Raw genomic sequence first — 26,698 nt, 5'->3', positions numbered from 1 at the left:
TTCCGAAGGCGGTTCGGCCTTCTGTGCGTGGACGCGCGAAGCCTGGCGCTGCTCCCGATCGCCCTCAATGTACCGATGTGCGGCTTTTACGGCGCGCGTCAGCGGTCTGGACCACTGGCCGGACGGTCACGGCGCGCGCACCCTACTCGCGATTGCACTTATTGCGCGCGTGCAACTATTGTTGAAGCACGCTAGCCGCTCACTCAAGCAATCACAGAAGGGTTCGGGCCTTTGCCTCTCGCTCTCCTCGCCCTGGCCATCGGCGCATTCGGGATCGGGACCACCGAGTTCGTGATCATGGGCCTGCTGCCCCGGATCGCCGGCGACTACGGCGTCTCCATCCCCCACGCGGGCCTGCTGGTCACCGGCTACGCCCTCGGCGTCGTCATCGGCGCGCCGCTGATGACCGCCCTCGGTACCAGGATCAACCGCAAGACGATGCTGATGCTGCTGATGGGCCTGTTCGTGGTCGGCAACCTGCTCTCCGCGTTCGCGCCGAGCTTCCCGCTGATGCTGGCCGGCCGCATCGTGACCTCGCTGGCCCACGGCGCCTTCTTCGGCATCGGCTCCGTCGTCGCCGCCGACCTGGTCGCCCCCGAGAAGAAGGCCGGCGCCATCGCCACCATGTTCACCGGGCTGACCGTCGCCAACATCGTCGGCGTGCCGCTGGGCACCTTCATCGGCCAGGCCGTCGGCTGGCGCACCACCTTCGGCGTCGTCGCCGCGCTCGGCGTGGTCGGCCTGCTCGGCATCGCCAGACTGGTGCCCGCGATGCCGCGCCCCGAGGGCGCCCACCTGCGCCGCGAGCTGACCGCCTTCCGCAACCCGCAGGTGCTGCTCGCGATGGCGATGACCGTGCTCGGCTTCGGCGGGGTCTTCGCCGCGATCACCTACATCGCCCCGATGATGACCCAGGTCGCCGGCTACTCCGACGGCGCGGTCACCTGGCTGCTGGTGCTGCTCGGCGTCGGCATGTTCCTCGGCAACCTGCTCGGTGGCAGGTTCGCCGACCGCCGGCTGATGCCGATGCTGTACACCGCCCTCGGCGGCCTGGCCGTCGTCCTGGCGCTGTTCACCCTGACCGCGCACAGCAGGATCCTCGCCGCCGTCACCCTCCTGCTCGTCGGCGCCCTCGGCTTCGCCACCGTCCCCCCGCTGCAGAAGCGGGTGCTGGACCAGGCCCACGGCGCGCCCACCCTGGCCTCGGCCGTCAACATCGGGGCCTTCAACCTCGGCAACGCGCTGGCCGCCTGGCTCGGCGGGATCGTCATCACCGCCGGCCTCGGCTACACCGCCCCGAACTGGGTCGGCGCCGCCCTCGCCGCCGCCGCGCTCGTCCTCGCCCTCTGGTCCGCCGCCCTGGAACGCCGCGACCAGGCCCGCGCCGCCACGGCCACCGCCCCCGAGCAGGACCGCTCCTTCGCCGGCGCCGCCCCGGCGCAGCTCGGCTGACGCCCCGTCCACCGGGGCCGCCCGCGCCGCCGCCTCGCCCGTACCGGGCAATTTCCGCCGCGTCCCGCGGCCGGTCGCGCGCGGGCGGCCCCCGGATGTGGCAGGCAGGAGGGCGGCGGCCCCGCCCGTGACGGGCGCACGGGCCGCCGTTGCCCTGCGACCGAACGGAGCCCCCCATGCGCCGACGCCGCGGCGTCCTGCTGACCGCCGCCCTCCTGGCCCAGCTCGCCGCCGGACCCTCCCACGCGGCGGCCGCCGCCCCCGCCGGGTGGGAGACCGTCGACCGGTGCGGGGTGGTCCGCAGCGGCGACACCCCGCTCGGCGGCGCCGAGGTGACGCTCTACCAGGCCGGGGACGGCGAGGGCGCCGCGCCACGGGTGCTGGCCCGCACCCGCAGCGCCGAGGACGGGCGCTTCACCCTCGACTACCGCCGCCCGCACGACCCGCGCGCCGTGCTGTACGTGCTCGCCGGCCTCGGGCACCCGGGGGAACGCACCGCGCAGGACGGGGCCGCGCTGGAGGGGGCGCCGCAGGACGGGCCGGCCGTGCTCGCCGCCGTGCTCAGCGGGGCCGACGCCCCACCCGAACTCGTCGTCAACGAGCGCACCACCGTCGCCGTCGCCTACGCCCTGGCCCGCTTCACCGGCCCGGCCGGCGTCTCCGGCCCCCGCCCCGGGCTGCCGAACGCCGCCGCCGTCGCCCACAATCTGGCCGACACCGGCACCGGCGACATCGCCGCCCCCCTCGCCACCGCGCCCAACGGCGCCCTCACCTCGACCATGGCCGAGTTCAACACCCTGGCCAACCTGCTCGCCGCGTGCGTCACCGGCGACGCCTGCGAGCAGCTGTTCGACCTGGCCCGCCGCCCCGGCCACGACCGGCCGCGCGACACCCTGCGGGCCGCCGTGGACATCGCCCACGACCCCGGCCACAACGCCGCCGCCCTCTTCGCCCTCGCCGACACCACCCCCCGCTACCGGCCCGCCCTGCCCGCCGCCCCCGACGCCTGGACCCTCGCCCTGCGCTACGACGGCAACGGCCACGAGCTCGACGGCCCCGGTAACCTCGCCTTCGACGCCGACGGCAACGCCTGGGTCACCAACAACTACCGCTACGGCGCCGACCCCGCCGTCCCGGTCTGCGGCGGCCGCACCGTCCTCACGTTCACCCCCACCGGCCGGGACGCCCCCGGCGCGCCCCACCGCGGCGGCGGCCTGTACGGCGCCGGCTTCGGCATCACCGTCGACGCCAGGGGCAGCGCCTGGGTCGGCAACTTCGGCTTCCAGGGCCGCGGCTGCCCCGTCGACCCGACCCCGCTGGAGCGCAGCGTCTCCCAGTTCGCCCCCGACGGCGCCCCGCTCTCCCCGCCCGAAGGATGGCGCACCGGCGGCATCGCCCAGCCGCAGGGCATGGCCGCCGACCGGGCCGGCACCGTCTGGGTCGCCAACTGCGGCGGCGACAGCGTGACCCGGATCCCGGACGGTGACGCCACCCGCGCCCGGGAGGTGCCCACCCCCGCGCTGAGCAAGCCCTTCGGCGCCGCCGTTGACCCCGCCGGGCGGCTGTGGGTCAGCGGCAACGGCAACGACAGCGTCCAGGTCCTGGCCCCCGACGGCACCCCGGAGCGGACCGTCACCGGCGGCGGCCTGCGCCGCCCGCTCGCCGTCGCCACCGACAGCAAGGGCTACGCCTGGGTCAGCAACAGCGGCATCCTGCCGGTCCCCTGCGCGGACACCACCGCGGACGACTTCGCCGACGCCGTCGCCGCCGAGGCCGGACCGCGCCCGGGCGCCTCGGTCACCCTGATCGGGCCCGACGGCACCCCGGCGCCCGAACCCTTCACCGACGGCGGACTGTTCCTGCCCTGGGGCATCGCCGTCGACGGGGACGACACCGTCTGGGTCGCCAACTTCGGCGGCCACCGCGTCGCCCGCCTGTGCGGCACCGACCTCACCGCCTGCCCGCCCGGCTACCGCACCGGACAGCCCCTCTCCCCGCCCGACACCGGCTACCCGAGCGACGGGCTGGAGCGCAACACCGGCCTGCAGATCGATCCCTCGGGCAACGTCTGGCTGGCCAACAACTGGCGCACCGTCCCCGTCCGGACCAACCCCGGCGGCCACGAACTGGTCCTCCTGATCGGCGCCGCCGCCCCCGTCACCACCCCCGGGCTCGGCGGCCCCGCCCGGCCCTGACCCCCCAGCCCACCAGCCCGCCGTTCCCGACGGCCCCGGACGCCACGCCGGGGCCGTCGGGACGACTACCCGCCGGTACCCGGGGGCGGTCCGGCCCCGCCGGGAACACTGCGCCGATCCGGCGCACCAGCGCGCAGCAGACCCGGGAGCCGTCCATGCCGCTGTCCGCCCGCCCCGTCCCCTCGGCCGCCGAGCGCCCGACCAGGCGGGCGGCGCTGCGCCGCCTGGGCGAGTGGTGCGCGCGCCACTCACTGATCGTCATCGTCCTGTGGATCGTCGCCCTGGCCGGCATCCAGGCCGCCAACAAGACGGTCGGCGGCACCTACTCGGACGACTTCTCGCTGCCCGGCACCCAGGCGCAGCAGGGCCGCGACGTCCTGCAGGCGCACGAGCCGGCCGCCGCGGGCACCAGCTCCCAGGTGGTGCTGCACGACGCCGCGCCGCTGACCGGCTTCCAGCCGCAGATCGCCCAGGCGGTCGCCTCGCTGCAGCAGCTGCCGCACGTGATCGCGGTGCAGAGCCCGCTGCCGCCGCCGGGGCAGCCGGTGGCGCCGGGCGGTCCGCTGGCCGCCGACGGGCTGACCGGGTACATCACCGTCCGGTTCGACACCACGCCGACGCTGCTGGGCACCGACTACCTGACCGGGGTGGACGAGGCGGTGGCGCCGCTGCGCCAGGCCGGGGTGCAGGTGGAGTACGGCGGTCCGCTGGGCGAGCTGGCCCGGCCGGCGCCGGACGACCGCTCCAGCGAGGCGATCGGCTTCGCGGTGGCGATCGTGGTGCTGCTGGTGGGGTTCGGCAGCGCGATCGCGGCCGGGCTGCCGCTGGTGACGGCGCTGTTCGCGGCGGTGGTCGGGCTGGGGGCGCTGGGGCTGATCGCGGCGCTGTCCACCTTCGCGACGGTCGCGCCGACCCTGGCGACGATGATCGGCATCGGGGTGGGCATCGACTACGCGCTGTTCCTGCTGACCCGTCACCGGCAGAACCTGATGGACGGCGTGGACCCGGTGGTCTCGGCCGGGCAGGCGGTGGCCACCAGCGGGCGCGCGGTGCTGGTCTCCGGCTGCACGGTGATCATCGCGCTGTCCGGGCTGTCGGTGTCGGGGATCTCCTTCATCGCCAAGCTGGGTGCCGCGGCGGCCGTCACCGTGGTGTCGGCGGTGCTCGGCGCGCTGACCCTGCTGCCGGCGCTGATGGGGCTGATCGGGCGGCGGATGGACCGCTTCGCCGTGCGCCGTCCGATCGCCGAGTCCGGCGGCGCCGAGGGCGCGGAGGGCGGGAGCTGGCACCGCTACGCCCGGCGGGTGGAGGCGCGCCCCTGGCGGTACCTGGTGGCCGGGGTGGTGGTGCTGGGGGTGCTGTCGATCCCGCTGTTCTCCATCCAGCTGGGCCACATCGGCGACGGCGCCGACTCCACCGACTTCACCGACCGGCGCGCCTACGACCTGATGTCCCAGGCCTTCGGTCCGGGCTCGAACGCGCCGCTGACGGTGGTGGTGGACCAGAGCGCCGTGCCCGCCGAGACGCGGCCGGCCGTGTCGGCCTCGGTGCAGCAGGCCCTCACCGGCCTGCCCGGCGCCGCCAGCGCCACCCCGCTGCAGACCAGCCCGGACGGCGCGGTGCTGTTCGGCACCGTCATCCCGGCGAGCGCGCCGCAGGACCGCGCCACCACCGACCTGGTCAACCACCTGTCGGACACCGTGCTGCCCGACGCGGTGGCCGGCACCGGCGCGAAGACCTACGTCACCGGCAACACCGCGGCCCAGGTCGACTTCCTGGACATCGTGTCGAGCCGGCTGGTCCTGATCATCGCGGTGGTGGTCGGGCTGGCCTTCCTGATCATCCTGGCGGTCTTCCGCGGCCCGCTCGTCGCGGTCAAGGCCGCGGTGCTCAACCTGCTGTCGATCGCGGCCTCGTACGGGGTGGTGGTGGCGGTCTTCCAGTGGGGCTGGGGCGGGCCGGCGCTCGGGGTGGCGGGGAAGGTCCCGATCGAGAGCTACGTGCCGATGATGATGTTCGCGATCGTCTTCGGGCTGAGCATGGACTACGAGATCTTCCTGCTCTCGCGGGTGCACGAGGCCTGGCTGCGCACCGGGCGCAGCCAGGACGCGGTGGCGCACGCGTTGGAGATCACGGCCCGGGTGATCTCCTGCGCCGCGCTGATCATGGTCAGCGTGTTCGCGGCGTTCATCGTCAGCGACAACGTGGTGATCAAGATGATGGGGCTGGGCCTGGCGGTGAGCGTGCTGGTGGACGCCACGATCGTGCGGCTGCTGCTGGTCCCGGCGGTGATGACGCTGCTGGGCGCGTCGGCCTGGTGGACGCCGCGCTTCCTGGACCGGATCCTGCCGCACATCGACGCCGAGGGCGAGGGCGAGCAGGCGTAGGGCGCCCGGGGCGGTCAGGGGCGGGTGGCGGTGACCAGCCAGGCGGCGGTGCGCAGCCGTACGCCGTCGGGTCGTTCGTAGGGGGCGAGGGCGGTGGTGAGGGCGGCGCGGAGGCGGTCGGTGCCGGTGGGGGTGTCGGTGTCGCCCGGGTGGGTCCGGTCGAGTTGTTCGGCCAGGTCGCGGGCGGGGCCGGAGCCGAGGAGGTGGTCGGCGGCGTCGGCGGTGTCGCGGCCGAAGTGTCCGTGGGCCTCGGCGGGTTCGGTGCGGATGTCGGTGAGGGCGGCGGAGCCGAGGACGCGGTGGATCTCGGCGGGGTCGGCGAGGGAGAACATGCCGGGGCCGGCGGGCGGGGCGTCCTGCTGCTTCGGGAGAGGGAGGGCGGCGCGCGTCTCGTCGAGGACCCGGACCCATTCGGTGCGGGCGGGGTCGGCCACGCAGACGAAGGCGAGGCGGCCGCCGGGGCGCAGGGCGCGGGCGATGTTGGCGAAGGCGGCGACGGGGTCTTCGAAGAACATGATCCCGAAGCGGCTGATCGCGACGTCGAAGGCGGCGGTGGGCAGGGGATGGATCTGGGCGTCGCCCTGTTCGAAGGCGATCCGGCCGGAGGGGGTGTGGTCCGGGTCCTGGTCGGCGGTCAGGGCGCGGGCGCGGGCCAGCATCGGGGCGGAGAGGTCGAGGCCGAGGACGGAGCCGTGGGTGGCGGCTCGGGCGGCGCGGCGGGTGGTGTGGCCGGCGCCGCAGCCGATGTCGAGGACGCGGTCGGCGGGGGTGATCGCGGCGGCGGCCAGGAGCAGCGGGTCGAAGCCTTCGTTGACGGCGTCCCAGCGGTCGTGGTGGTCGCTCCAGTGCTGGCCTTCGTCGCCGTTCCAGGCGTGGGACTGGGCGGTGTTGACGGGTGTGCGCATGGGTTCGCTCCTGTCGGACACTAGTATGGGCGATCGCCCATAGCAAGGTATGGGCACTCGCCCATACTGCGCAAGACCCGTTCCGGAGGACCTGGATGTCACCACGCGGCGTAGCGATCCCCGACGTGCGGGAACGGCTGTTCACGGCGGCCGAGCGCGTGCTCGCCCGCGAGGGGCCGGCCGGGCTGACCAACCGGTCCGTCACCGAGGAGGCCGACTGCGCGAAGGGGCTGCTGTACAACCACTTCGCCGACCTGGACGACTTCATGGCCCAGCTCGTCCTGGACCGCTTCGCGCGGATCGCCGCCGAGGTCGCCCCGCTGCCCGGGCGGGCGGGCAGCGGGGAGGTGCGGGAGAACCTGACCGGCGCCGCGCTCGTCCTGCTCGGCACCACCGGGCCGGTGATCGCGGCGGCCGCGCTCGCCCGGCAGGGCGCCACGCAGCGGGTGCGGCTGGCCTGGGAGGCCGGCGCGCCCGGACCGGACGCGGTCGAGGGCGCGGTCGTCCGCTACCTGGAGGCCGAGCAGCGCCTGGGCCGGGTCCGCGCGGACGCCGACTGCGCGATGCTCGCGCTCGCCCTCGTGGGCACGGTCCACCACCTGCTGATGTACGGGGACCGGTCGGCCGACGGCGCGCAGCTGGTCCGGCGACTGGTCGCCGCGCTGGTCACCGAGGCCTGACCCGACGGCCCCGGCCGCCCTCCCGCCCGGGCCCTTCCGCCCGGGACGGCCGGGCCGGTCAGGCCGTCAGGTGCAGCTCCACGGCGGCCTGGACGATGTTGGCCTGGTGCTCGGCCTGGCGGGCCACCGGCAGCCAGGCGGGCCGGAAGCGCCGCTGGTAGCGGGCGCACCAGTCCTGTAGGAGGGCGTCGAGGCGGGCGGTGTCGGGGGCCAGGCGGGCCCCGGCCGGGTCGACGACGCGCCGCAGCAGGGCGGCGGCGCGCACCGGGATGCGGTGCGCCCACAGGTCGATGCCGGCCAGTTTCGCCCGGGTCATCAGCCCCGGGCCCAGCAGGCGCCGGCCGAGCGCCCGCGGGTCCCATTCGTCGGCGAGCTGCCGGGAGGCGGTCAGCGGGCTGCGGACGGCGCGGAGCAGGGCGGTGTCCCGGTCGGGCAGGTGGGGCAGGGCGGCGTCCAGCAGGTCGGCGAGCAGGGCGGTGCGGGTGCGCAGCCGGTCGGCGCTGGCGGTCAGGCGCTCGGGGGCGTCGTCGGCCGGGCGGGTGTCGCCGAGGCGGTCGCTGGTCCAGGCGGGTACTTCGACGATGACGGTCTCGCCGCCGTGGCGCTGCGGGGCGAACCAGGTGGAGGCCCGGACGCCGCCGGTGTCACCGGCCCTCTCGGCGCGGTGCGGTGTCAGCATGCCGGTGCTGCTCTCCTGGCGGTCGATGTGGTGGGGCTCCATCAGGAAGACGCCGGGGCCGGACTCGCGCAGCCAGAAGGTGTCGTAGGTGCCGGTCTCGACCGGGATGCCGAGGGCGGCGGCGGAGGTGGCGAACGGGGCGGCGAGGTCGGCCGGGTCGCGGGTGGCCTGGAGGAAGGTGCCGCCCACGTCCATGCTGTGCAGGGTGAACTGGAGGGTGGGCCGCAGTTCGTCGATCAGGTCGAGCAGGGCCCGGCTCTCCGGGAGGCGGCCGCCGACCGCCGGGGCCCATTCGGGTTGTTCCTCGGCGGCGGGGCGGAAGTAGCCGGCGAAGTACTCGGGCAGGGTGCGGGCGGTGAGGGCGCCGCGTGCGAGGTGCGCGCCGTCGGGGTCGAGGCAGAGCAGGAAGTTCCAGGTCGCGGCGGTGCGCAGGGCGGGGCGGGCGAGGACCCGGTGGGCGAGTTCCACGGTGCTGGCGCGGCCGGCGAACTCGTCGGCGTGCGCGCCCGCCACGACCAGGACGTTGCGCTCGGCGCGGCCGACCGACAGGAGCGTGAGCGGGCGGCCGGCCCGGGAGGTGCCGACGGTGCGCACCCGGCAGAGGTCGGGTCGCAGGGCGGCCAACCGGTGGGCGGTGTCGGCGAGTTCGGCGAGCGTGGGACAGCGGTCGTGGAGCAGTACCGCCTTGCCCGCGCCGGTCGATGTGTCGGTCAGCATCCGGCCCCCTGTGGTCGTCTCCCCGGGCTCGGAGCGTACGACGGACGGGGGCGCGGCGGGAGTTGTCCGCACGACCCTTGAGTTGACATATCATCCGATGATCTTGGAAGCCAGGGACGGGGAGTACGGCATGGCCGCGCACATCGGCACCACCGCACGGGGGTTGGGCATCGGCATCGCATCGGTCGTACTGGGCGGCGCGCTGACCGCCTGCGGCTCCGGCCCGGTCTCCGGCGAACTGGCCGCCGGTGCGCAGAAGTGGCCGGACTTCCAGACCGTGCTCTCCGACAAGGTCGCGCTGAAGCAGACCCTGCCGGGCCGTGCGGCCATGCCCGGCTGGGAGGTCCACAACAACCGGGTCTCCGTCGAGGACGGCACCGACAAGGACTGCCCGGGCTGCAAGCTCGACGGGACCGCCGACTTCGAGGACGGTCCCGTCACGGCCACGTTCAAGATCACCACCTTCGCCACCAAGGACCAGGCCGACGCCTACCTCGCGATGACCGCGAAGGAGTTCGAGACGAAAGCCGGCAAGACGGCCTCCAAGCTGTCGGTGCCGACCATCGGCAACGAGACCGTCGCCTTCAGCGGCACGCACGGCAGCAGCGCGCGCAACGTCATCCTGATGCGGGTGGGCACCACCTTCGCGGGCGCCATGCTGGAGGACTCGGCGGACGTGCCGAAGCTGCGGAAGCTGGCGACGATGCTCGCCCGGCGCGTCGAGCAGGCCGCCGCCGGGCAGGCCGTCGACGCCGCGCTGGAGGCGGCGGACTCCGACTGAGCAGCGAGGCGGGACCGGCGGCGGGCGCGGGCACGGGGGGCTCACGCCCCGGTTGCGGCCGCCGCGGGGACGGTGTGCGGTGCGGCGGGGTGCTCCCGGTGGCCGTCGCCCTCGATGTCGACGTGCGGCAGGAGGCGGTCGAGCCATCGGGGCAGCCACCAGTTCCCGTCGCCGAGCAGGACCATGGTGGAGGGGACCAGCAGGCCGCGGACGACGGTCGCGTCCAGGGCGACGGCGGTCGCCAGGCCGATGCCGAACATCTTGACGACCGGATCGTCGGAGAGCAGGTAGCCGAGGAAGACGGCGACCATGATCAGGGCGGCCGAGCTGATGATCCGTCCGGTGCCGGCGAGGCCGGCCACCACGGCGCGCCGGTTGTCCCGCTCCCGCAGGTAGCCCTCCCGCACGGCGCTGAGCAGGAAGACCTCGTAGTCCATCGACAGCCCGAAGAGCACGGCGAACATCAGCAGGGGCACGTAGCCGGGGATCGGCACGGCGCCGTCCAGGCCGATCAGCCGGGCACCGTGGCCCTGCTGGAAGACGGCGGTGAGCACACCGTAGGCGGCGGCGACCGAGACCAGGTTCATCACGGCCGCCTTCGCCGCGACGACCGGCGAGCGGAAGGCCAGCAGCAGGAGCAGGCCCGCGACGGTCAGGACGAAGCCGACGACCAGCGGCATGCGCTGCGCGATCCGCGCGTTGAGGTCCGCCTGGGCGGCGGGGGTGCCGCCGACGTGGACGACCTGGCCGCTCCCGGTGGCGGCGGGCAGCACGTCCGAACGCAGCCGGTGGACGAGGGCGGTGGTGGCGGGGTCGGAGGGGGCGGTGGCCGGAGTGACCTGCCAGCGGACGGTGCGGCCGTCGGCGGCGAGCGCGGGCGGGCTGACGGCGGCCACGCCCTCCGCCCCGCGCAGCGCGGTGGTCACGGCCGCCGCCCGCGGGTCGCCGGCTCCCCCGGCCGCCGGGGCGGGCAGCACGTCGACGACCTGGAGCACGCCGCCCACACCCGGGCCGAAGGCCGCGGCCATCCGGTCGTAGGCGGTGCGGCTCATGCTCCCCGCGGCCTTGCTGCCCGCGTCCAGCCGGCCCAGGTGCAGGCGGGCGGCCGGGACGGCGAGGGCGCCGAGCAGGGCCAGGCCGGCCAGCAACAGGGGCCAGGGCCGGGCCGCGACCAGGGCGGCGACCCGCCCCCAGCCGCGCGGGCGCCCCTCGGGGGCGGGGGCGGCGGGCCGGGGGGTCAGCCGACCGCCCAGCAGGACGAGGACCGCGGGCAGCAGCGTGAGGTTCACGCCCAGCGCCGTCACCACGGCGATCGCGGGGGCGAGCGCCAGGGCGTACAGCAGCGGCAGTCCGCCCAGGGCCAGTCCGGCGAGCGCGGCGACGACGGCGCTGCCGGCGAAGGCCACGGACTTGCCGGACCCGGCGGTGGTGCGCACGGCGGCGTCCTCGATCCCGACCCCGGCGGCGCGCAGGTCCCGGAAACGGGTTAGGCCGAAGAGGGTGTAGTCGATGCCGACGCCCAGGCCGATCATGGCGGCGATGGTCTCGCCCGCCTCGGGCACGTCCATCAGGTGGCCGACCAGGCCGAGGACGGGCAGCGCGATGCCGAGGCCGATCACGCCGGCGAGCAGCGGCAGCGCGGCGGCGACGAGACTGCCGAGGGTGAGGGTGAGGATCACCAGGGCGGCGCCGAGGCCGATGGCCTCGCTGCGCCCGGTGCTCCCCTTGTCGACCGCGGCGGCCAGGTAGCCGCCCGGGGTCACCTCGATGCCGGCGGCGGTGGCCGGGGCCGCCGCGGCGAGCACGGCATCGGTCGTCGCGGGCGTCACCTCCCGTCCGGAGACGTCGAGTTCGACCGACAGGTAGGCGGTGTGGCCGTCGGCGCTGATGCTGCCCGCGCCGGCCGGGTCGTCGGGCGTGGTGACGGCGACCACGTGCGGCACCGCCGTGATGGCCGCGGCCGCGCTGCGCACCGCGGCGGCCGCGCCGGAGTCGGTCAGGGTGGCGGCGCCGGCCGGGGTGTGGAGCAGGACCGGCTGCTTGCCGGAGGCCGAGCCGGGGAACGCGCGGTCGGCGATGTCCTTGGCGGCCTGGCTGTCGCTGCCGGGGATGGAGACGGCCTCGCTGGTGACGCGCCCGAACGTGGCGAGGGCGGTGAGCGCGGCGGCCGTCAGCAGCAGCCAGGCCGCGAGGACCCGCTTGGGTCTGCGGGCGCACCAGCGCCCCACAGTGGTGAACATCGGCGGCGGACAGCCCTTTCCCGTGCGGCGGGCAGCCTCGACCGACCCCCGCCAAACTTATTGCACTCCTCGTGCAATGCGTACACTTGCACTCGCGGTGCAAAAATGTCAACGAGAGGGCGAGGAGCCCACGTGAAACGGTCCGAAGCCGCCGCGCCCGTCCCCGACGGGCGCACGGAACGCGGGCGGCAGACCCGCGAGAAGATCGCCGACGCCGTGCTGTCACTGCTCGACGAGAACCAGGCCCACTTCCCCGCCGACAAGGTGGCCGAACGGGCAGGCGTCTCGCGCCGCCTGGTGTTCCACCACTTCGCGGACATGGCCGAGCTCGCCGAAGTGGCCGTCGACCGGCGCCTGGAACAGCTCGCGGCCCAGATCAGGCCGCTTCCCACCGAGGGGCCGCGCGAGCTGCGCGTGGCAGCCCTCACCGAACAGCGCGCCCGCATCCTGGAGGGCGTCACCCCGGCCAGACTGGCCGTCATGCGGCTGGAGAACCCCTCCTCGCGGATCCAGGAGGCCGTCCGGCAGATGCTGGACTTCGCGCGCCTGCGCCTCACCCAGGTCTTCGCCGCGGAACTCGACCCGCTCCCCGAGCCCGCCCGCACCGACCTGCTCAACGGCCTGGACGCGGTGACCACGTGGAGCACCTGGCACCACTGGCGCGGCTGCGGCCTGGACGTCGAACAGGCGCGCCACACCATGGCCGCCACCGTGCACGCGCTCCTCGCCGCCGCCGGGGCGCCCGCGCGGGGATGAACCGCCGCCCCGTCCGGGCCGCCCGGCCCGGTGCCGGTCACGGCCGGGGCGGGCCCTGGGGAGGGCGGGGCGCCTCGTCGGCGGCCCGGGGGTCCGGGACCTGCGGGCGCGGGCCGGGGGCCTGCGCCACGGACAGGCGGGGCAGGGCGTACGGGTGGTGGTCGCGCAGGAAGCCGACCAGGTGCTCGCGCAGCTCGCAGCGCAGTTCGAACGCGTCGGCGCCGTTCGCGGCGGTGGCCAGCACCCTGACCACGATGGTGGTCGGGGTGGTGTCGACCACCTGTAGGGCGCTGCCCTCGCCGTCCCACAGCGCGTTCTTCGCCAGGAACGCGTCGAACTCCTCCCGCAGCTGGGCGACCGGGGCGTGGTGGTCGAGGTGGAGCAGCGCGGTGCCGGTGATCCGGCTGGAGCGGCGGGACCAGTTCTCGAAGGGGCGGCCGACGAAGTAGGACATCGGCATCACCAGTCGCCGCTGGTCCCAGGTCTCGATCACCACGGCCGTCAGGGTGGTCTCCTCCACCGTCCCCCATTCGCCGCCCACCACGACCACGTCCCCGATCCGGGCGAGGTCGCCGAAGGCCAGCTGGACGCCGGCGAAGACGTTGGCCAGCGTGCTCTGGGCCGCCACACCGGCCACCACGCCGACCAGGCCGGCGGAGGCGAGCAGGCTCGTGCCGATGCCGCGCACCGCCGGAAAGGTCATCAGGACCGCGCCCAGCGTCACCAGGGCGACGATCGCCTGGCCGATCCTGCCGAGCAGGTCGGCCTGGGTGCGGGCGCGGCCGGCCCACGCCGGGTCGCGGCGGTGCACGGCGAGCCTGAGGGTGCTGTCCACGAGCAGCGCCACCACCCGGGCGCACAGCCACCCGCCGGCGGCGATGGCCAGGATCACCGCCAGGTGGCGCAGCCCCTCGCGGGCGGCGGCCGGCGCGGCGACCCACGGGAGGGCGCCGAGCAGGAGCAGGCACGCTGTCAGAGCCAGGATCGGCAGCCGGCACCTGCGCACCAGCTTCGGCACGCCGGTGGTGCCCCCGCGGGCGGCCAGCCGCCGTACCGCGAACTGCGCGATCCGGTCCAGACCGTACGCGGCGAGGACCGCCGCGGCGCCCGCGAGTGCCAGGCGTACCAGACTCCACCACATCGTCCGTTCTTCCCTTCCGCCCCGGGCCCCGACGGGTGGGCGGTCCACGCCGCCCGGCCCGGTGCCGCCTGCTCGTTTTTCCCGGCGCGGCCCAACCATTCCTGCCGGCGCGACGACAGGGGGCGGCCCCGGGCGGGCCCGGGCGCGGGCGCGGCATGGAAGCGGCGCTGCGGGGCACGCGGTCATCGCGCGTACGCGCGGGGCCGGGCACCCGTCCGGCCCGCACCACGGCACGAAAGGGAAGGGAACGGGACATGAGTGGGGACGTCGACATCTGGGAGTTCCGCAGCGCCAGCGGCCACACCGCCGGCACCGACCTCATCGGGTTCCACGTGGAGGCCGAGGACGGCCCGATCGGCAAGGTGGACAAGCTGTCCGAGGAGGTGGGCGCCCAGTACCTGGTGGTCGACACCGGCCCCTGGATCTTCGGCAAGCGGGTGCTCCTGCCGGCCGGCACCGTCGCCCGCATCGAGGTCGGGGAGCAGAAGGTGTACGTCGACCGGACCAAGGCGGAGATCCGTAACAGCCCCGACCTCGGCGACGAGACGGCCGAGGCGGAACTCGACGCCCGCGACCGGTACGGGCTCTACTACGGCCCGTTCTACAGCGGTCGCATCCTCTGAGGCGCATCCTCTGAAACGCGCCCGCGTCCGCTGACCGCCGGCCGCCCGCCCGCCGTGCGCGGGAGGGGCGGCCGGGTCAGGCGCGGGTCAGGCGCCGGGCGTCGAACTCGGCCCAGATCGTCTTGCCCTGGCTGTGCGCTTCGGCGCCCCAGCGGTCGGCGATGCGCTGCACGATGACCAGGCCGTGGCCGCCGGGCAGGGCCGGCACGTGGGGCAGACACGGGACGGGCATGGCCGGGCTGCGGTCGCTGACCTCGACCCGCAGCCGGGCCCCGGTGGCGTCCAGGACCAGCTCCAGCGGGCCGCCTCCGTGCAGCATGGCGTTGGCCACAAGTTCCGCCACCAGCAGGACGACGTCCGCGGCGGCGCCCTCGCCGGTGCACGCGTACCAGTCGGCCAAGGCGCCGGCGGTGAAGGTCCTGGCGTGGGCGACCGGCTTGGGGAGCCCGGCCAGGGTCAGCCGTCTGCGCTGGCCGCCGACGGGCAGCGCGGTCCCGGCCCGGTGCGGATCACCATCGAGGGTTCCCCGGCTCATCTGATATCTCCGTGGATACTCCCGGCTTCAGCCAGGGAAGGAAATGGATCGCCCGCGTAGCGGGTCATGGACAGCCGTTTCGCCGCCAGGGCGGAACAGCATGTTGATATGTGATCATCCGTCAGGTAGTCACACGGATTGCTGTGAGGGCACCCTTTCGGATCGACGGCGGTTCGCATGGTCGGATTCCCGGTGCTTTCCGGATTATGCACCGCCACGGCCCCGGGCCGTGGCGCGAACGGCACACCCGGGCCGCGGCCCGGACGGCGCGCCCGGTGCGCCGCCCGCGCCGGGAGGACCGACCGCCCCGGCTCAGGCCTCCAGGGCCGCTGCGACCGACTCGTGGAGGGAGAACACGGCCTGCGCGCCGGTCAGTTCGAGGACCCGCATGACGGTGGGTGACACGGCGGCCAGGTACAGGGCCACCCGCTCCTCCCCCGCCGCGAGGCGCGTCTTGAGCAGCAGGTTCAGGCCGGAGGAGTCGCAGAAGCCCACGCCGGCGAGGTCGATCACCACCGCGCGGGGGCGCTGCGCGACCAGGGCGGTGAGCGCGTCGGCGGCCGGTGCGAGCGTCTCGATGTCGAGGTCGCCCACCAGGACGCACACCACCGCGCCGCAGGCCTCGTGACGGGTCCGCACCGCCAGCTCAGGCCGGGGCGGGGAGGCCGCCAGCACGATCTCCCTCTGGTCGTCGGATGGCGTCATCGTCGTCCCCTCCCTGTCCGTGCCCTTCGACCATACGGAGGTCGCGCCCGTCGGCCAAGCAGGGGGTCGTGGATCGGTGCCGCCCCGGGCGGGTTGCCCGCCCGGGGCGGGTTCGCCGCGGCGCACGGTCAGGCGTCCTCCAGTCCCTCGCGCAGCTGCCGCAGGGTGCGGCTGAGCAGCCGGGAGACGTGCATCTGGGACAGCCCGAGGCGGGCGCCGATCTGGGACTGCGTCAGGTCCTCGCAGAAGCGCATCGAGAGGATGAGGCGCTCGCGCTCGGGCAGGGCGGCGACCAGCGGCTTGAGCGCCACCAGGTCCTCGACGAGGGAGAGGTCCGGGTCGTCCTCGCCGAGGCGCTCGCCCAGCGGGCCGGGGCCCTCGTCGTCCTCCGTGCCGGTGTCCAGGGAGCCGGCGGTGTGCCCGTTGGCGGCGGTCAGGCCCTCGACCACCTCCTCCGCGGAGAGGTCGAGGTGGCGGGCGAGTTCGGCGACCGTGGGGGCCCGGTCCAGCTCCTGTGCCAGGCTCTCCTGGGCCCGGGCCAGGACGATGCGCAGCTCCTGGAGGCGGCGCGGCACGTGGACGGCCCAGGTGGTGTCGCGGAAGTGGCGCCGGATCTCGCCGAGGACGGTCGGCATGGCGAAGGTGGTGAACTCGACGCCGAGGCCGGGGTCGAAGCGGTCGATGGCCTTGATCAGGCCGACCGCGCCGACCTGCAGCAGGTCCTCCTGGGGCTCGCGGTGCGCGGTGAAGCGGCGGATCGCGAACCGCACCAGGGACAGGTTCATCTCCACCAGGGTGGCGCGGACGTAGGAGTACTCCCGCGTCCCCTCCTCCAGGGTGGCGAGCCGGCGCAGCAGCACCCGGGTGAGCTGCCGTGCGTCGGCCGGGGCGATCTCGCGCGGATCGTCGGCCGCGGCGAGCTGCGGTGGGAGCAGGTCCCGCAGCCCCCCGTCGGGCACGGCCGCGGGGGCCGACGGCTCACCCGTCGACGGCTCGGCGGAAACGGGCAGTTCACCAGTGGGCACGGCCATCGGATTCCCTTCCTCGTGTCGGCACGGTCGAACCGCCCGGTTACCCGGTGACAGCCGGTCGATGCGGCCATCCGGGGTGGAGGTTTCGTGAAACCCGGCGGCGGCTGCCCGGCGTGACCGGCGGCCCGGGCCCGCGGCGGCGGCACTGCCCCGTCCGCGGGCCCCGGTCCTCAGCGGGCCGTGGGGTGGTGGAGTTTGCGGGCGGCGGTGCGGATGGCCAGCGTGTAGGGGGTGTCCAGGGCGCGGGTGGGGGCGTCGAGTTCGTCGAAGGGCACCAGGGCCTGGTGGGTGTCGTCGGTCGACTGGGTCCAGGCGGTCCAGGCGTTGTGGACGTCCTCGTCGGTGACCTGGTCGCCCTTGGCCTGGAGCAGGACGGCGTAGAGGCGGAAGAGGTCGTCGGAGCCGGCGGGAGGTCTCGCCTCCGAGGGCAGGCAGGCACGGATGAGATCGGCGATGGGATCGAGGTGGCTCATCAGGCCAGTGTGCCGGTGACCAGGGTGCCGGTGAGCAGGATCAGGTGGGCCGCCGCGAAGACGACCGGCACGGCCCGCTCGGTGGTACCGAGTTCGGTGTAGTGCTTGCGCCACCGGCCGCTGCGGGTCGCGTTCCTGAGGGTGTCCCACTCGTCGGTGTAGATCCGCGTCGCGAGTTGCTCCTCCAGGGCGTTGATGATCTTGAACTTGGCGGCGTTGAGGTCCCGGTAGCTGCGCAGCTGCATCCACCAGGCGACGGAGAGGGTGATGCCGGCCAGGGCGACGGCGGTGGGCACCCACCACGGGGACTCGGAGAGCCTGGGTATGCCGAAGCCGATGAGGGTGACCAGGGCGGTCTGCACGGACAGGAAGAAGGTGTTGGCGGTGCCCCGGCGGGCCGAGACGCGGTCGGCCATCTCCACGGCGAGTTTGTACAGCTCCAGCAGTTCGGTCTGGCGGTTCCACTCCGGCGGCACGGTCATCGCGCTTCCCTCGGTCGGGCGGGCGGCGAGGACGAACCGTTCGGGCACGGTGCCGCCCCCGCCGACACTGATGCGACGTCACTTTCCCTGTGGCGGACGGTTCTACCGGTGGCGGAGGGTTTTATCGGCGGCTGGGGTTCTGCCGGCGCGGGACGGTTCTGCCGGTGGCGGAGGGTTTTACCGGCCTCGGGTCAGCGCGCGGGGGCGGGCCGCAGGCGGTAGGCGTCGCCGCGGTCAGCGGCCGCCCGGGGCGGGCGCCCCGGGGGTGGCCGTCGCGGGAGCCGGCACCGTCGCGGTGACCGTCGCGAGGGCCGTGGCCGCCGCGGTCGGGAGGGCGTGCAGGGCTGCCAGGGCGCCCGCCTCCCCCTCCCCGAACCGGTGGGCGCGGGCCTCGCGGACGGCGGCGTCGAGGTGGTGGGCGGCTTCCTCCGGGTGGCCGGTGGCGGCGAGGGCCCGGCCGTAGAGGGTCAGCAGCAGGACCCGGCGGGCGGCGGGGAAGGGGGGTTCGGCGACGGCCAGGCCGCGGGCGGCGTGGTGGGCGGCCTCCTCGGGGGCGCCGGCGGTCAGGCATTCCTGGGCGAGGTGCTGGCGGGCGAGGGCGACCAGGTCGGCGCGGGCGGCCCGCTCGGACAGCGAGAGGGCGCGGACCAGCAGGCCGCGCACCCGCGCGTTCCTGCCGTAGCGGCCGAGGGCGACGGCCAGGTTCATCAGGGCGACGGCCTGCGCGGTGCCGTCGCCGGCCTGGGCGGCGAGATCGGGGGCGCGTTCCAGGTGGACGAGGGCCTGCTCGTGGCGCCCCTCCTCCAGCAGGACCCACCCGAGCAGGGCGCGGGCGCGGGACTGGGCGGCCGGGTCGTGGTCGGCCTCGGCGGCGGCCAGGCCGTGTTCGAGCAGCGGCACCCAGCCGTCCCGGACCTGCCACACGATCAGCGGCCACTGCAGCAGGACCAGGCGCCAGGCCCGGTCGTGCAGTCCGGCCGCGACCGCCGCCTCGACCGCGCCGCGCAGGGTGTCGCGCTCGGCGGCGTACCAGGCGAGCGCGCTCTCCCGGTCCGGGAACGGGCGCACGTCGGCGGGGCGCCGGCTGCCGGCCGGCGGGGTGCAGCAGGGCTCGCTGCCGGGTTCGGCGGCGTCGCAGGCGACGAGCAGGGTGTTCAGCAGGTGGTCGAGCAGACGCGGCAGCACCTCGTCGTCGACCTCGCCGGGCAGGCTGCGGGCGTAGAGGCGGACGAGGTCGTGCAGGGTGTAGGCGTCCCGGCCGATCTCGACGATGAGGTGGGCGGTGGCGAGCTGGCCGAGCGCGCCGGAGGCCTCGCCGGGGCGGCAGTCGGCGAGCGCGGCGGCCGTACGGCTGTCGAGGGTGGTGCCGGTGTGCGCGCCGAGGCGGTGGAACATCCGGCGGGCGGGATCGGACAGGTGCTGGACGGTGAGGGCGAGGGCGGCGGCGACGCTGGTGTCCTCGATGTCGAGGATGCCCAGCCGGCCCTGTTCGTCGGCCAGTTCGTCGGCGAGGACGGCGAGGTCGCGGGCCGGGCCGGTGGCGACGCGGGCGGCGGCCAGGCGCAGCGCGAGCGGCAGGCCGTCGCACAGGCCGGCCAGCCGGGCGGCGGCTTCGGGTTCAGCGGCGACCAGGTCGGCGCCGAGGGTGGCGGCGAGCAGGGTGACGGCCTGCGGGGGCGACAGTTCGGCGAGCGGGACGGGGCGGGCGGCGTCGGAGGCGACCAGGCCGCCGAGCCGGTCGCGGCTGGTGACCAGGGTGACGCAGTCCTCGCCGTCGGGCAGCAGCGGGCGGACCTGGTCGGAGCGGCGGGCGTTGTCCAGGACGATGAGCATCCGGCGGTCGGCGGTCAGCTCCCGGTAGCGGGCGGCCATGGCCTCCGGGGTCGCGGGCATCTGCTCGGCGGGCAGGCCCAGGCCGAGCAGCAGTTCGCGCAGGACGGCGGGGGTGGAGCGTTCGGGCAGCGGGCTGTGGCCGCAGAGGTCGACGAACAGCCGACCGTCGGGGAAGTCGTCCTGGCGGCGGTGGGCCCAGTACAGGGCGAGGGTGGTCTTGCCGATCCCGGCGCCGCCGGTGACGACGGCGATCGCGCCGGGGCCGGTGGTGGCCCGGTCGAGCGCGGCCAGTTCGTCCTCCCGGCCGGAGAAGCCGCGCGGGCGGCGGGGGAAGGGCCAGGGTGTGGCGCGCGGCGGGCGCGCGGCGCCGGCCGGGGCGGTGGCGGTAGCGGGTCCGGCGGTGGCGGCGGCTCCGGCGGCCGGGGTGGGCATGGGGGCGGGGACGGGCGCCGCGGCCGGTGCGGCAGGGGCGGGGGCGTGTGCGGGGACCGGGTCGGGGACGGAGGCCAGGCCGCCGACGGTGGCCACCCGCGGGGGCGGGACCCGGTCGGGCCGCAGGGAGGCGGCGTCCGTGCGCAGCAGGGAGTCGTAGGCCTCGACGAGCTCGGGACCGGGGTCGATGCCCAGTTCCTCGGCCAGCGCCCGGCGGGTGCGGTGGAACCAGTCCAGCGCCTCCGAGCGCCGCCCGGCCCGGCCGAGCGCCAGGATGAGCGCCGCGACCAGCGACTCGCGCAGCGGGTTCATGGTGGCCTCGGTGGACAGCACGCCCGCCGCCGCGCCGTGGTCGCCGAGCCGGCCGTGGGCGCGCGCCAGCTCCTCCACGGCCGCGAGCCGCAGCTCCTCCAGGGCGTGCGCTGCGCACTGCAGCGGGACGCTGGGCGCGGTGCCGGCCAGTGCGGGGCCGCGCCACAGCGCGAGCGCCTCCCGGAGCGCCGCGACCGTCTCGGCGGTGTCGGGTGTCGAGCGGGCGGAGCGCAGGAGGTGTTCGAAGCGGGCGGTGTCCACCGCGAGGTCGGGCACCCGCAGCAGGTAGGCGCCGCCGTCGGTGACCAGCTCGACGCCGCCGGCGGGCGCGTCGTGCGCGGCGAGCAGCGCGCGCAGGCCCGAGACGTGGTTGTGGATGACGGTGCGCGAGTGCCGGGGCGGTTCCTCGTCCCACAGCGTCTCGGTGAGCCGGTCCACGGCGACCGGCGCGCCGGGGTTCAGCAGCAGCATGGCCAGCAGGCTGCGGCGCTTGGCGGACCCGACCGGCAGCTCCCGGCCGTCCGCGGCCACCGCGGCCACCGAGCCCAGCAATCGGAAATCCAAAACCCGCTCCCCATTCAATGTGACAAGCATATGACAGTAGGCGATCCGCTGATCACAGGGTGTCGCCCAGGCGACACCCAGGTGACCGCACAATGACGACTGGGCGTCACGGGCCCCTGGGCGCAGGACCGTTGCCGGTGCGTGACGGGGTCCGCGGCCTCGGGTGAGAGCTTGCGCGGTGATCCCTCCCGGCCGCCAGGGATCACCGGCAGTTCGGGACGGCGGAACGCCCGGGCAGGCGCTGACCAGGGCGGATGCCGGGCCCCTGGAACGCGGGGCCGAGACGAGGGGGGATTCGGCGCAACCCGCGGCGGCCACCAGAATGGTGCGGACGGATCTTCGGAAGTACAGAAAGCGAAACCCCATCATGGATCTCGGCGTCCGCTGGAAGCTGCACGGCGACGGGCGCACACCCGCGCCGGGGGCGGTCGTCCGCCCCGACGAACGGCTCTCCTGGCCCCGCACGGCAGGGCTCGGCGCCCAGCACGTGGTGGCGATGTTCGGAGCGAGCTTCGTGGCGCCCGTCCTGATGGGGCTCGACCCGAACCTCGCGATCATGATGTCCGGCGTGGCGACCGTCATCTTCCTGCTGTCCACCCGCGGCCGGGTGCCCAGCTACCGGGATTAATCGCAGTGCGCCGGGCCTCAGCCCGGTGGCGAAGCGATTCCGAACCCTGCTCTCCGCTGAATCCGGCGGTCTCCCGCGCTGTTGGCCTCGGCTCAGACGGGTCGGTTCTGCTGCTCGACGTCCGATCCGGCGACATACGACCCGGACCAGAGGCACTGTGCGCGCCAGTAGTGCTTGAACAGCGCGGGATACTCCTGGCGTAGACGGCGGGAGCCGACGCCCTTGAGGCTGTTGACCACCTTGGAGATCGCCACCTGGGCGGGAATTTCACCAGCGGGTGGACGTGGTTGGCCTTGCCGTTGAATTCCACCGGCTCGGTTTCGAAGTCCGCACAGGCCGCGGGCATGATCTCTTCCGTGCGCTTGAGGTGGGCGTCGGTGAACGCGCGACGCCGGTGCTTCATCACAAGAACCGAGTGGGCATGAGGAAAGCGAAGTGATGTTCTGATACCCGGCCATAAAGGAACTTTAGTTAGTACAGTGTTTTTCGTGCAGCTTCGGTACAGCTTCCGCTTGTACCCGAACGGGCCTCAGCGTGCTGCGCTGGCACGGGCGTTCGGGTGCGCGCGGGTGGTGTTCAACGACGCCCTTCGGGCTCGTGAGACAGCCCGTGCGGACGGGTTGCCATACCCGACGATCGGCGACCTGTCGAAGCTGCTGATCACCGAAGCGAAGAGGACCCCCGAGCGCGCATGGCTCGGCGGGGTGTCGGCGGTCGTCCTGCAACAGTCCCTCCGGGACCTGGAGACCGCGTACTCCAACTTCTTCGCCGGCCTCAAAGGCACCCGCAAGGGCCCGAAGCCCGGCGCGCCCCGCTTCAAGGCCAAGCGGGACACACGTCAGTCGGTCCGGTTCACCGCGAACGCCCGGTGGAAGATCACGCCGGGCGGTGACCTGTCCTTGCCGAAGATCGGCGATGTGCGGGTGAAGTGGTCCCGCGCACTGCCGTCGATGCCGTCCACGGTGACCGTGGTCAGGGACAGCGCGGGCCGGTACTTCGCGTCCTTCGTCATCGAGACCGATCCGGCCTCCGACCTCGGGCGCATGCCCGAGACGGGCGGGCGCATCGGGATCGACCTCGGCCTGACCCACTTCGCCGTCCTCTCGGACGGCCGGAAGATCGACAGCCCCCGTTTCCTGCGCCGGGCCGAGAAGCGCCTCAAGAAGGCACAGCGGGATCTCTCCCGTAAGGAGAAGGGCAGCAAGAACCGGGACAAGGCCCGTGCCAAGGTCGCCCGCGCGCACGCGCGGGTGGCCGACGCCCGGCGCGAATTCCACCACCAGCTCTCAACGAAGATCATCCGCGAGAACCAAGCGGTTGCCGTTGAGGACCTGGCGGTCAACGGACTCGCCCGGACCAGGCTCGCCAAGTCCGTCCACGACGCCGGATGGTCGGCGTTCGTCACGATGCTGGAGTACAAGGCCACCCGCTACGGGCGCACCTTCACCCGCATCGGCCGTTTCGAACCTACCTCGCAGGTGTGCTCGAACTGCGGCGTCCAGGACGGCCCCAAGCCCCTGGGCGTCCGCGTCTGGCAGTGCCGGGCATGCGGCGTGTGGCTCGACCGGGACATCAACGCCGCCGTCAACACAGCCAAGGCCGCCGGACTGGCGGTGACAGCCTGTCGAGCGCAGGTAAGACCGGGACCTGTTCCGGCACAGCGCGAAGAAGCAGGAACCCACCGAGACGGTCAGACGACCGTGGCAGGAATCCCCCGGCCCTAGCCGGGGGAGCGGAAGTCAACTGGGGTGCTCGCTGTCCTTCGTGGGCGTCGCCGCGGTGATCCGGGCCCAGGGCGGCACCAGCGCGACGGTGACCGGCGCGGTGTTCGTCGTGGGCGTGGCGCTGTTCCTGGTGGGCGTCGCCGTCCAGCGGTTCGGGGCGCGGATCATCCACGCGGCGATGCCGCCGATCGTCACCGGCGCGGTCGTCATGCTGATCGGCTTCAACCTGGCCCCGGTCACGGCGTCCACGTACTGGCCGCAGGACCAGTGGACGGCGCTGCTGGTGATGCTCTTCACCGGGCTGGCCGTGGTCGGCCTGCGCGGCTTCTGGTCGCGGGTGGCGATCTTCCTGGGACTGGTCTTCGGGTACGGGATCTCCTGGGTCTTCGACCGCGTCTTCGGCAAGATCCACTCGGTGGACGCGGGCGGCCACATGACCGACCACTGGCGCCTGGACCTGTCCGGCGTCGGCAAGGCCGACTGGGTCGGCCTGCCCACCTTCCACGGCCCCTCCTTCCAGTGGTCCGCGATCCTGGTCGCACTGCCCGTGGTGATCGCGCTGGTCGCCGAGAACGCCGGACACGTCAAGGCCGTCGGCGAGATGACCGGCTCGAACCTCGACGACAAGCTGGGCACCGCGATCTCCGCGGACGGCGTCGCCTCCATGCTCTCCACCGCCGTCGGCGGCCCGCCGAACACCACCTATTCGGAGAACATCGGCGTCATGGCCGCGACCCGGGTCTACTCCACCGCCGCCTACTGGGCGGCCGCCGGCTTCGCGCTGCTCTTCGGCCTCTGCCCCAAGTTCGGCGCCGTCGTCGCCGCCATCCCCGGCGGGGTGCTCGGCGGCATCACCGTCATCCTGTACGGCATGATCGGCCTGCTCGGCGCGCAGATCTGGACCAAGTCCGGCGTGGACCTGCGCAATCCGCTCAACCTGGTGCCGGCCGCGGCGGGCATCATCATCGGCATCGGCAACGTCACCCTGAAGTTCACCGACACCTTCAGCCTCAGCGGCATCGCCCTGGGCACCCTGGTCGTCATCACCGGCTACCACGCGCTGCGGGCCCTGGCCCCCGCCCACCTCAAGACGCAGGAACCGCTGCTGGACGAGGGCACCTCCTCGTACGACGAGCAGGCCGACGCCGGCACCGGCGCCGACCGCTGACGGCTCGTACCGGAGTCGACCGGCGGAAGTGGCCCCATGGCTACTTCCGCCGGTTGTTCCGCCTGGTCACAGGGCCCGGAGGATGGTCGAATCGCTGCGTACGCCCATGTCCGCCCCTTCGACCCCGGGGAGACCCATGTCCCGTCCGTCCCGCCGCCGCAAGCTCTCCTACGGAGGCGTGGCCGCCGCCACTCTCGCCATCACCTGTGTCTCGGTGACGCCCAGCAGCGCGGCGGGCAAGGTCCTCTGGACCCCGAACACCAGCAAGGGGGCGTCCTCCTTCGCCTCCGTGCAGTGCGCCTCCGGCAACTTCAAGGTCGTCGACGACGCCGCCAAGGGCAAGGTGTGGCGGGCGCACCAGGCCGCCGGCGAGGAGCGCTGCGAGACGGTCGGTCCCGACCTGAAGAACGGCGACACCTTCTACCTCGGCTGGTCGTCCAAGGTGGACATCAAGGACGACAACAGCCGGTACGTCTTCCAGCTCAAGTGCTCGCCGAGCACCGATACGGCCAACCACCCGATCGAGATCGACGCGACCAACGGCCGCATCCGGCTGCAGGAGTGGGACACCGAGCACGTGTCGCACACGCTGTGGACCGCGCCGACCGCGAACGGCCAGTGGCACTCCTACGCGCTGAAGATCCGCCTGGGGCGGACCGACGGCACCATCGACTTCTGGTTCGACGGCAAGAAGCAGACCTTCACCACCGGGTCGGGCACCTTCAAGGGCACCACCTGGGACGGCGACCGCAACTACCTCAAGTGGGGCTCGTACCACGAGTCCACGGCGGACGCGACGAACACCTTCACCAGCCCGGTGATGGCCACCACCCTGGAGGCGGCCACCGCCGGCTCGTAAGAGACGGACGGACGGAAGAACGTCCGCAGGCCCGGACCGCATGTGGGAGCGGCCCGGGCCTGCGGCATGTCAGCTTCCGATGTCGCCGAACTCCCCGCTGCGGACGGCGGAGACGAACGACTCCCAGGCCGCGAAGGGGAAGATCAGGGCGGGCCCTTCCGGGTCCTTCGAGTCACGAACCGGCATGACACCCAGGAACCCCAGCCGAGCGTCCTGACTGATTCTTCGTAGCCTGGCCCCGGACAACCAACGCCCCTGAAACCGCCCCAAGCGGGGGCCTTCGCTTCCGGCTTCGACTCAGACCCCGCCGAACTCGCCGCTGCAGACAGCGGCGATGAATGACTGCCATTCCTCGATCGGGAACACGAGGGCCGGACCTTCAGGGTTCTTGGAGTCACGGACCGGAACAAGACCGGGGAAGCTCGGGGCTACCTCAACGCAATTGCCGCCTTGCTGGCTGTAGCTCGCCTTCACCCAATGGGCGGCGGTCAAGTTGATGTCGGACATTAGATCCCTTTCCGAGCAGCGCGCATCCATTCGAGAGTCGCCGTCTCGGCCAGCGCTCCCACCTGGAGTCGATCGTAGTGTTTCCTCCAGATGGCGAGCCGTTCGGTGTCCCGCTCCAGGTGGCTTCGGCCCTCGGATTCTGAGTAGCCCAGGAGAGACTGGCCGGGGAGAGTCAGGAGCACCATCGGCAAAGCGAAGGGGCGTTCCTCCGCCAGCGCGAACGGTGCAACTTGAAGGATCACGTTATTGACGGCATACAGCTCCTCCAGGCGGGAGAGCTGAGCCCTCATCACCTCGCGACCGCCGATAGGACGATGCAGGCAACTCTCGTCCAGTACAGCATGCACCAGCGGCGGTCGGGCGCGCTGGAGTAGCTGCTGCCGCGTGAGCAGGTAGGTTACTCGTTCGTCCGCTTGCTGCGGTGTGATCGTGCCCCGACGGACATCGCTGGCTGCCAGAGCCCGGGCGTAGGGCTCGATCTGGAAGAGGCCTGGGATGATTCCAGCCTCGTAGATCCTTATCTCGGTGGCGTTCTGCTCCTGAGCTGCGTACTCGGGGAACCCCTCCAGCAATGCCGAGTGCTTGGCCTGGAGCCACATCAGCAGCAAGGTTCCGCCCGTCTCAAGCACACGATCGGCGTCACGTGCGAACTTCTCGCTTGGCGGGGTTCGGTCGGGCGGGGCAAGTTCGGCGTAGGAGACATAGGAGGGATCGACTCCCACGCGCCTCGCCAACTGAGCTTGCGTGAGACCAGCAGCCTTGCGTGACCTGCGAAGTTGCACTCCGAACGGCGCCCACGGGCCTGATGTTGGATCAAGTTCCTTGAGCTTCATTGACCTTCACCTACTTGCCGAGCACTGACTTCAAGCTTCAGATCGGCTTCCGATCG

The 26,698-nt window shown here is 73.7% G+C and carries 21 protein-coding genes and 4 pseudogenes; 11 read left to right on the top strand and 14 right to left on the bottom strand.

Going from position 1 to position 26,698, the window contains the following annotated elements; translation table 11 throughout:
* Nucleotides 1-231: 231 nt before the first annotated feature.
* From ACZ52J_RS02280 to ACZ52J_RS02270, 3 genes are all read left to right on the top strand, one after another.
* Nucleotides 232-1,452 carry an MFS transporter gene (locus ACZ52J_RS02280; RefSeq protein WP_465615118.1) on the top strand — a complete coding sequence of 407 codons (1,221 nt, stop codon included), beginning with the start codon at nucleotides 232-234 and terminating at the stop codon, nucleotides 1,450-1,452.
* A 176-nt stretch (nucleotides 1,453-1,628) separates the two neighbouring features.
* Nucleotides 1,629-3,647 carry an NHL repeat-containing protein gene (locus ACZ52J_RS02275; protein ID WP_465615116.1) on the top strand — a complete coding sequence of 673 codons (2,019 nt, stop codon included), beginning with the start codon at nucleotides 1,629-1,631 and terminating at the stop codon, nucleotides 3,645-3,647.
* A 155-nt stretch (nucleotides 3,648-3,802) separates the two neighbouring features.
* Nucleotides 3,803-6,034 (top strand): MMPL family transporter, encoded by a 2,232-nt coding sequence (locus tag ACZ52J_RS02270; protein ID WP_465615114.1) that lies wholly within the window; start codon nucleotides 3,803-3,805, stop codon nucleotides 6,032-6,034.
* A 14-nt stretch (nucleotides 6,035-6,048) separates the two neighbouring features.
* On the opposite strand, the gene ACZ52J_RS02265 is transcribed toward ACZ52J_RS02270, so the two are convergent.
* Nucleotides 6,049-6,939 (bottom strand): class I SAM-dependent methyltransferase, encoded by an 891-nt coding sequence (locus tag ACZ52J_RS02265; RefSeq protein ID WP_465615113.1) that lies wholly within the window; start codon nucleotides 6,937-6,939, stop codon nucleotides 6,049-6,051.
* Between the two features lie 95 nt (nucleotides 6,940-7,034).
* Between ACZ52J_RS02265 and ACZ52J_RS02260 the strand changes: the two genes are divergently transcribed.
* On the top strand, nucleotides 7,035-7,619 hold the full coding sequence (locus ACZ52J_RS02260; RefSeq protein ID WP_465615112.1) for a TetR/AcrR family transcriptional regulator: 585 nt from the start codon (nucleotides 7,035-7,037) through the stop codon (nucleotides 7,617-7,619).
* Between the two features lie 58 nt (nucleotides 7,620-7,677).
* Here the strand turns inward: ACZ52J_RS02260 and ACZ52J_RS02255 are convergent, their stop codons facing one another.
* A complete protein-coding gene (locus tag ACZ52J_RS02255) occupies nucleotides 7,678-9,015 on the bottom strand; it encodes a M14 family zinc carboxypeptidase (RefSeq protein WP_465615111.1) in 1,338 nt (445 codons plus the stop codon).
* 103 nt (nucleotides 9,016-9,118) lie between these two features.
* Here ACZ52J_RS02255 and ACZ52J_RS02250 point away from each other — a divergent pair, with 103 nt between their 5' ends.
* Entirely contained in the window at nucleotides 9,119-9,796 is a 678-nt protein-coding gene (locus ACZ52J_RS02250; RefSeq protein WP_465615110.1) for a hypothetical protein, read from the top strand.
* Nucleotides 9,797-9,837: 41 nt separating this feature from the next.
* Here the strand turns inward: ACZ52J_RS02250 and ACZ52J_RS02245 are convergent, their stop codons facing one another.
* A complete protein-coding gene (locus ACZ52J_RS02245; RefSeq protein WP_465615109.1) occupies nucleotides 9,838-12,036 on the bottom strand; it encodes an MMPL family transporter in 2,199 nt (732 codons plus the stop codon).
* Between the two features lie 132 nt (nucleotides 12,037-12,168).
* On the opposite strand from ACZ52J_RS02245, the gene ACZ52J_RS02240 reads away from it, so the two are divergent.
* Nucleotides 12,169-12,792: a TetR/AcrR family transcriptional regulator gene (locus ACZ52J_RS02240; protein ID WP_465615108.1), complete on the top strand. Its 624-nt coding sequence runs from the start codon at nucleotides 12,169-12,171 to the stop codon at nucleotides 12,790-12,792.
* A gap of 37 nt (nucleotides 12,793-12,829) precedes the next feature.
* Here ACZ52J_RS02240 and ACZ52J_RS02235 read toward each other — a convergent pair whose 3' ends face one another.
* Complete coding sequence (locus ACZ52J_RS02235) at nucleotides 12,830-13,933, bottom strand: mechanosensitive ion channel family protein (RefSeq protein WP_465615107.1); 1,104 nt, start codon at nucleotides 13,931-13,933, stop codon at nucleotides 12,830-12,832.
* Between the two features lie 254 nt (nucleotides 13,934-14,187).
* Here ACZ52J_RS02235 and ACZ52J_RS02230 point away from each other — a divergent pair, with 254 nt between their 5' ends.
* Nucleotides 14,188-14,556 (top strand): PRC-barrel domain-containing protein, encoded by a 369-nt coding sequence (locus ACZ52J_RS02230; protein WP_465615106.1) that lies wholly within the window; start codon nucleotides 14,188-14,190, stop codon nucleotides 14,554-14,556.
* 76 nt (nucleotides 14,557-14,632) lie between these two features.
* On the opposite strand, the gene ACZ52J_RS02225 is transcribed toward ACZ52J_RS02230, so the two are convergent.
* The 6 genes from ACZ52J_RS02225 to ACZ52J_RS02200 all read right to left on the bottom strand — a co-directional run bounded on the left by ACZ52J_RS02225 (nucleotide 14,633) and on the right by ACZ52J_RS02200 (nucleotide 20,923).
* Complete coding sequence (locus ACZ52J_RS02225; RefSeq protein ID WP_465615105.1) at nucleotides 14,633-15,091, bottom strand: ATP-binding protein; 459 nt, start codon at nucleotides 15,089-15,091, stop codon at nucleotides 14,633-14,635.
* Nucleotides 15,092-15,403: 312 nt separating this feature from the next.
* Entirely contained in the window at nucleotides 15,404-15,796 is a 393-nt protein-coding gene (locus ACZ52J_RS02220) for an STAS domain-containing protein (RefSeq protein WP_465615104.1), read from the bottom strand.
* 128 nt (nucleotides 15,797-15,924) lie between these two features.
* Complete coding sequence (locus tag ACZ52J_RS02215) at nucleotides 15,925-16,827, bottom strand: RNA polymerase sigma factor SigF (RefSeq protein ID WP_465615103.1); 903 nt, start codon at nucleotides 16,825-16,827, stop codon at nucleotides 15,925-15,927.
* A 170-nt stretch (nucleotides 16,828-16,997) separates the two neighbouring features.
* Nucleotides 16,998-17,300 (bottom strand): DUF7701 domain-containing protein, encoded by a 303-nt coding sequence (locus tag ACZ52J_RS02210; RefSeq protein ID WP_465615102.1) that lies wholly within the window; start codon nucleotides 17,298-17,300, stop codon nucleotides 16,998-17,000.
* Nucleotides 17,300-17,830 (bottom strand): RipA family octameric membrane protein, encoded by a 531-nt coding sequence (locus tag ACZ52J_RS02205; RefSeq protein ID WP_465615101.1) that lies wholly within the window; start codon nucleotides 17,828-17,830, stop codon nucleotides 17,300-17,302. The genes ACZ52J_RS02210 and ACZ52J_RS02205 overlap by 1 nt, the downstream gene beginning before the upstream one ends.
* Nucleotides 17,831-18,016: 186 nt before the next feature.
* Nucleotides 18,017-20,923 (bottom strand): AfsR/SARP family transcriptional regulator, encoded by a 2,907-nt coding sequence (locus ACZ52J_RS02200; protein WP_465615100.1) that lies wholly within the window; start codon nucleotides 20,921-20,923, stop codon nucleotides 18,017-18,019.
* A gap of 367 nt (nucleotides 20,924-21,290) precedes the next feature.
* Here ACZ52J_RS02200 and ACZ52J_RS02195 point away from each other — a divergent pair.
* A pseudogene (locus tag ACZ52J_RS02195) lies at nucleotides 21,291-21,542 on the top strand (solute carrier family 23 protein); the annotation flags it as partial.
* Nucleotides 21,543-21,643: 101 nt separating this feature from the next.
* Here ACZ52J_RS02195 and tnpA read toward each other — a convergent pair.
* Nucleotides 21,644-21,954, bottom strand: a pseudogene (gene tnpA / locus ACZ52J_RS02190) (IS200/IS605 family transposase).
* A gap of 85 nt (nucleotides 21,955-22,039) precedes the next feature.
* Between tnpA and ACZ52J_RS02185 the strand changes: the two are divergent.
* From ACZ52J_RS02185 to ACZ52J_RS02175, 3 genes and pseudogenes are all read left to right on the top strand, one after another.
* Nucleotides 22,040-23,275 (top strand): RNA-guided endonuclease InsQ/TnpB family protein, encoded by a 1,236-nt coding sequence (locus tag ACZ52J_RS02185; RefSeq protein WP_465615099.1) that lies wholly within the window; start codon nucleotides 22,040-22,042, stop codon nucleotides 23,273-23,275.
* 13 nt (nucleotides 23,276-23,288) lie between these two features.
* A pseudogene (locus tag ACZ52J_RS02180) lies at nucleotides 23,289-24,443 on the top strand (uracil-xanthine permease family protein); the annotation flags it as partial.
* Between the two features lie 136 nt (nucleotides 24,444-24,579).
* Nucleotides 24,580-25,302 carry a heparin lyase I family protein gene (locus ACZ52J_RS02175; protein WP_465615098.1) on the top strand — a complete coding sequence of 241 codons (723 nt, stop codon included), beginning with the start codon at nucleotides 24,580-24,582 and terminating at the stop codon, nucleotides 25,300-25,302.
* Nucleotides 25,303-25,371: 69 nt separating this feature from the next.
* Here ACZ52J_RS02175 and ACZ52J_RS02170 read toward each other — a convergent pair.
* From ACZ52J_RS02170 to ACZ52J_RS02160, 3 genes and pseudogenes are all read right to left on the bottom strand, one after another.
* Nucleotides 25,372-25,503 (bottom strand): annotated as a pseudogene (locus tag ACZ52J_RS02170) (DUF397 domain-containing protein); the annotation flags it as partial.
* Nucleotides 25,504-25,599: 96 nt separating this feature from the next.
* On the bottom strand, nucleotides 25,600-25,809 hold the full coding sequence (locus ACZ52J_RS02165; RefSeq protein WP_465615097.1) for a DUF397 domain-containing protein: 210 nt from the start codon (nucleotides 25,807-25,809) through the stop codon (nucleotides 25,600-25,602).
* The gene (locus tag ACZ52J_RS02160; protein WP_465615096.1) at nucleotides 25,809-26,642 is read right to left on the bottom strand and encodes a helix-turn-helix domain-containing protein; all 834 of its coding nucleotides are present in this window, start codon (nucleotides 26,640-26,642) and stop codon (nucleotides 25,809-25,811) included. The genes ACZ52J_RS02165 and ACZ52J_RS02160 overlap by 1 nt, the downstream gene beginning before the upstream one ends.
* Between the last annotated feature and the right edge of the window lie 56 nt (nucleotides 26,643-26,698).

Source organism: Kitasatospora sp. NPDC034035, assembly GCF_055575755.1.
Note: the sequence above shows the minus strand (reverse complement) of the source record. Positions and strands in the feature narration are given on the sequence as shown.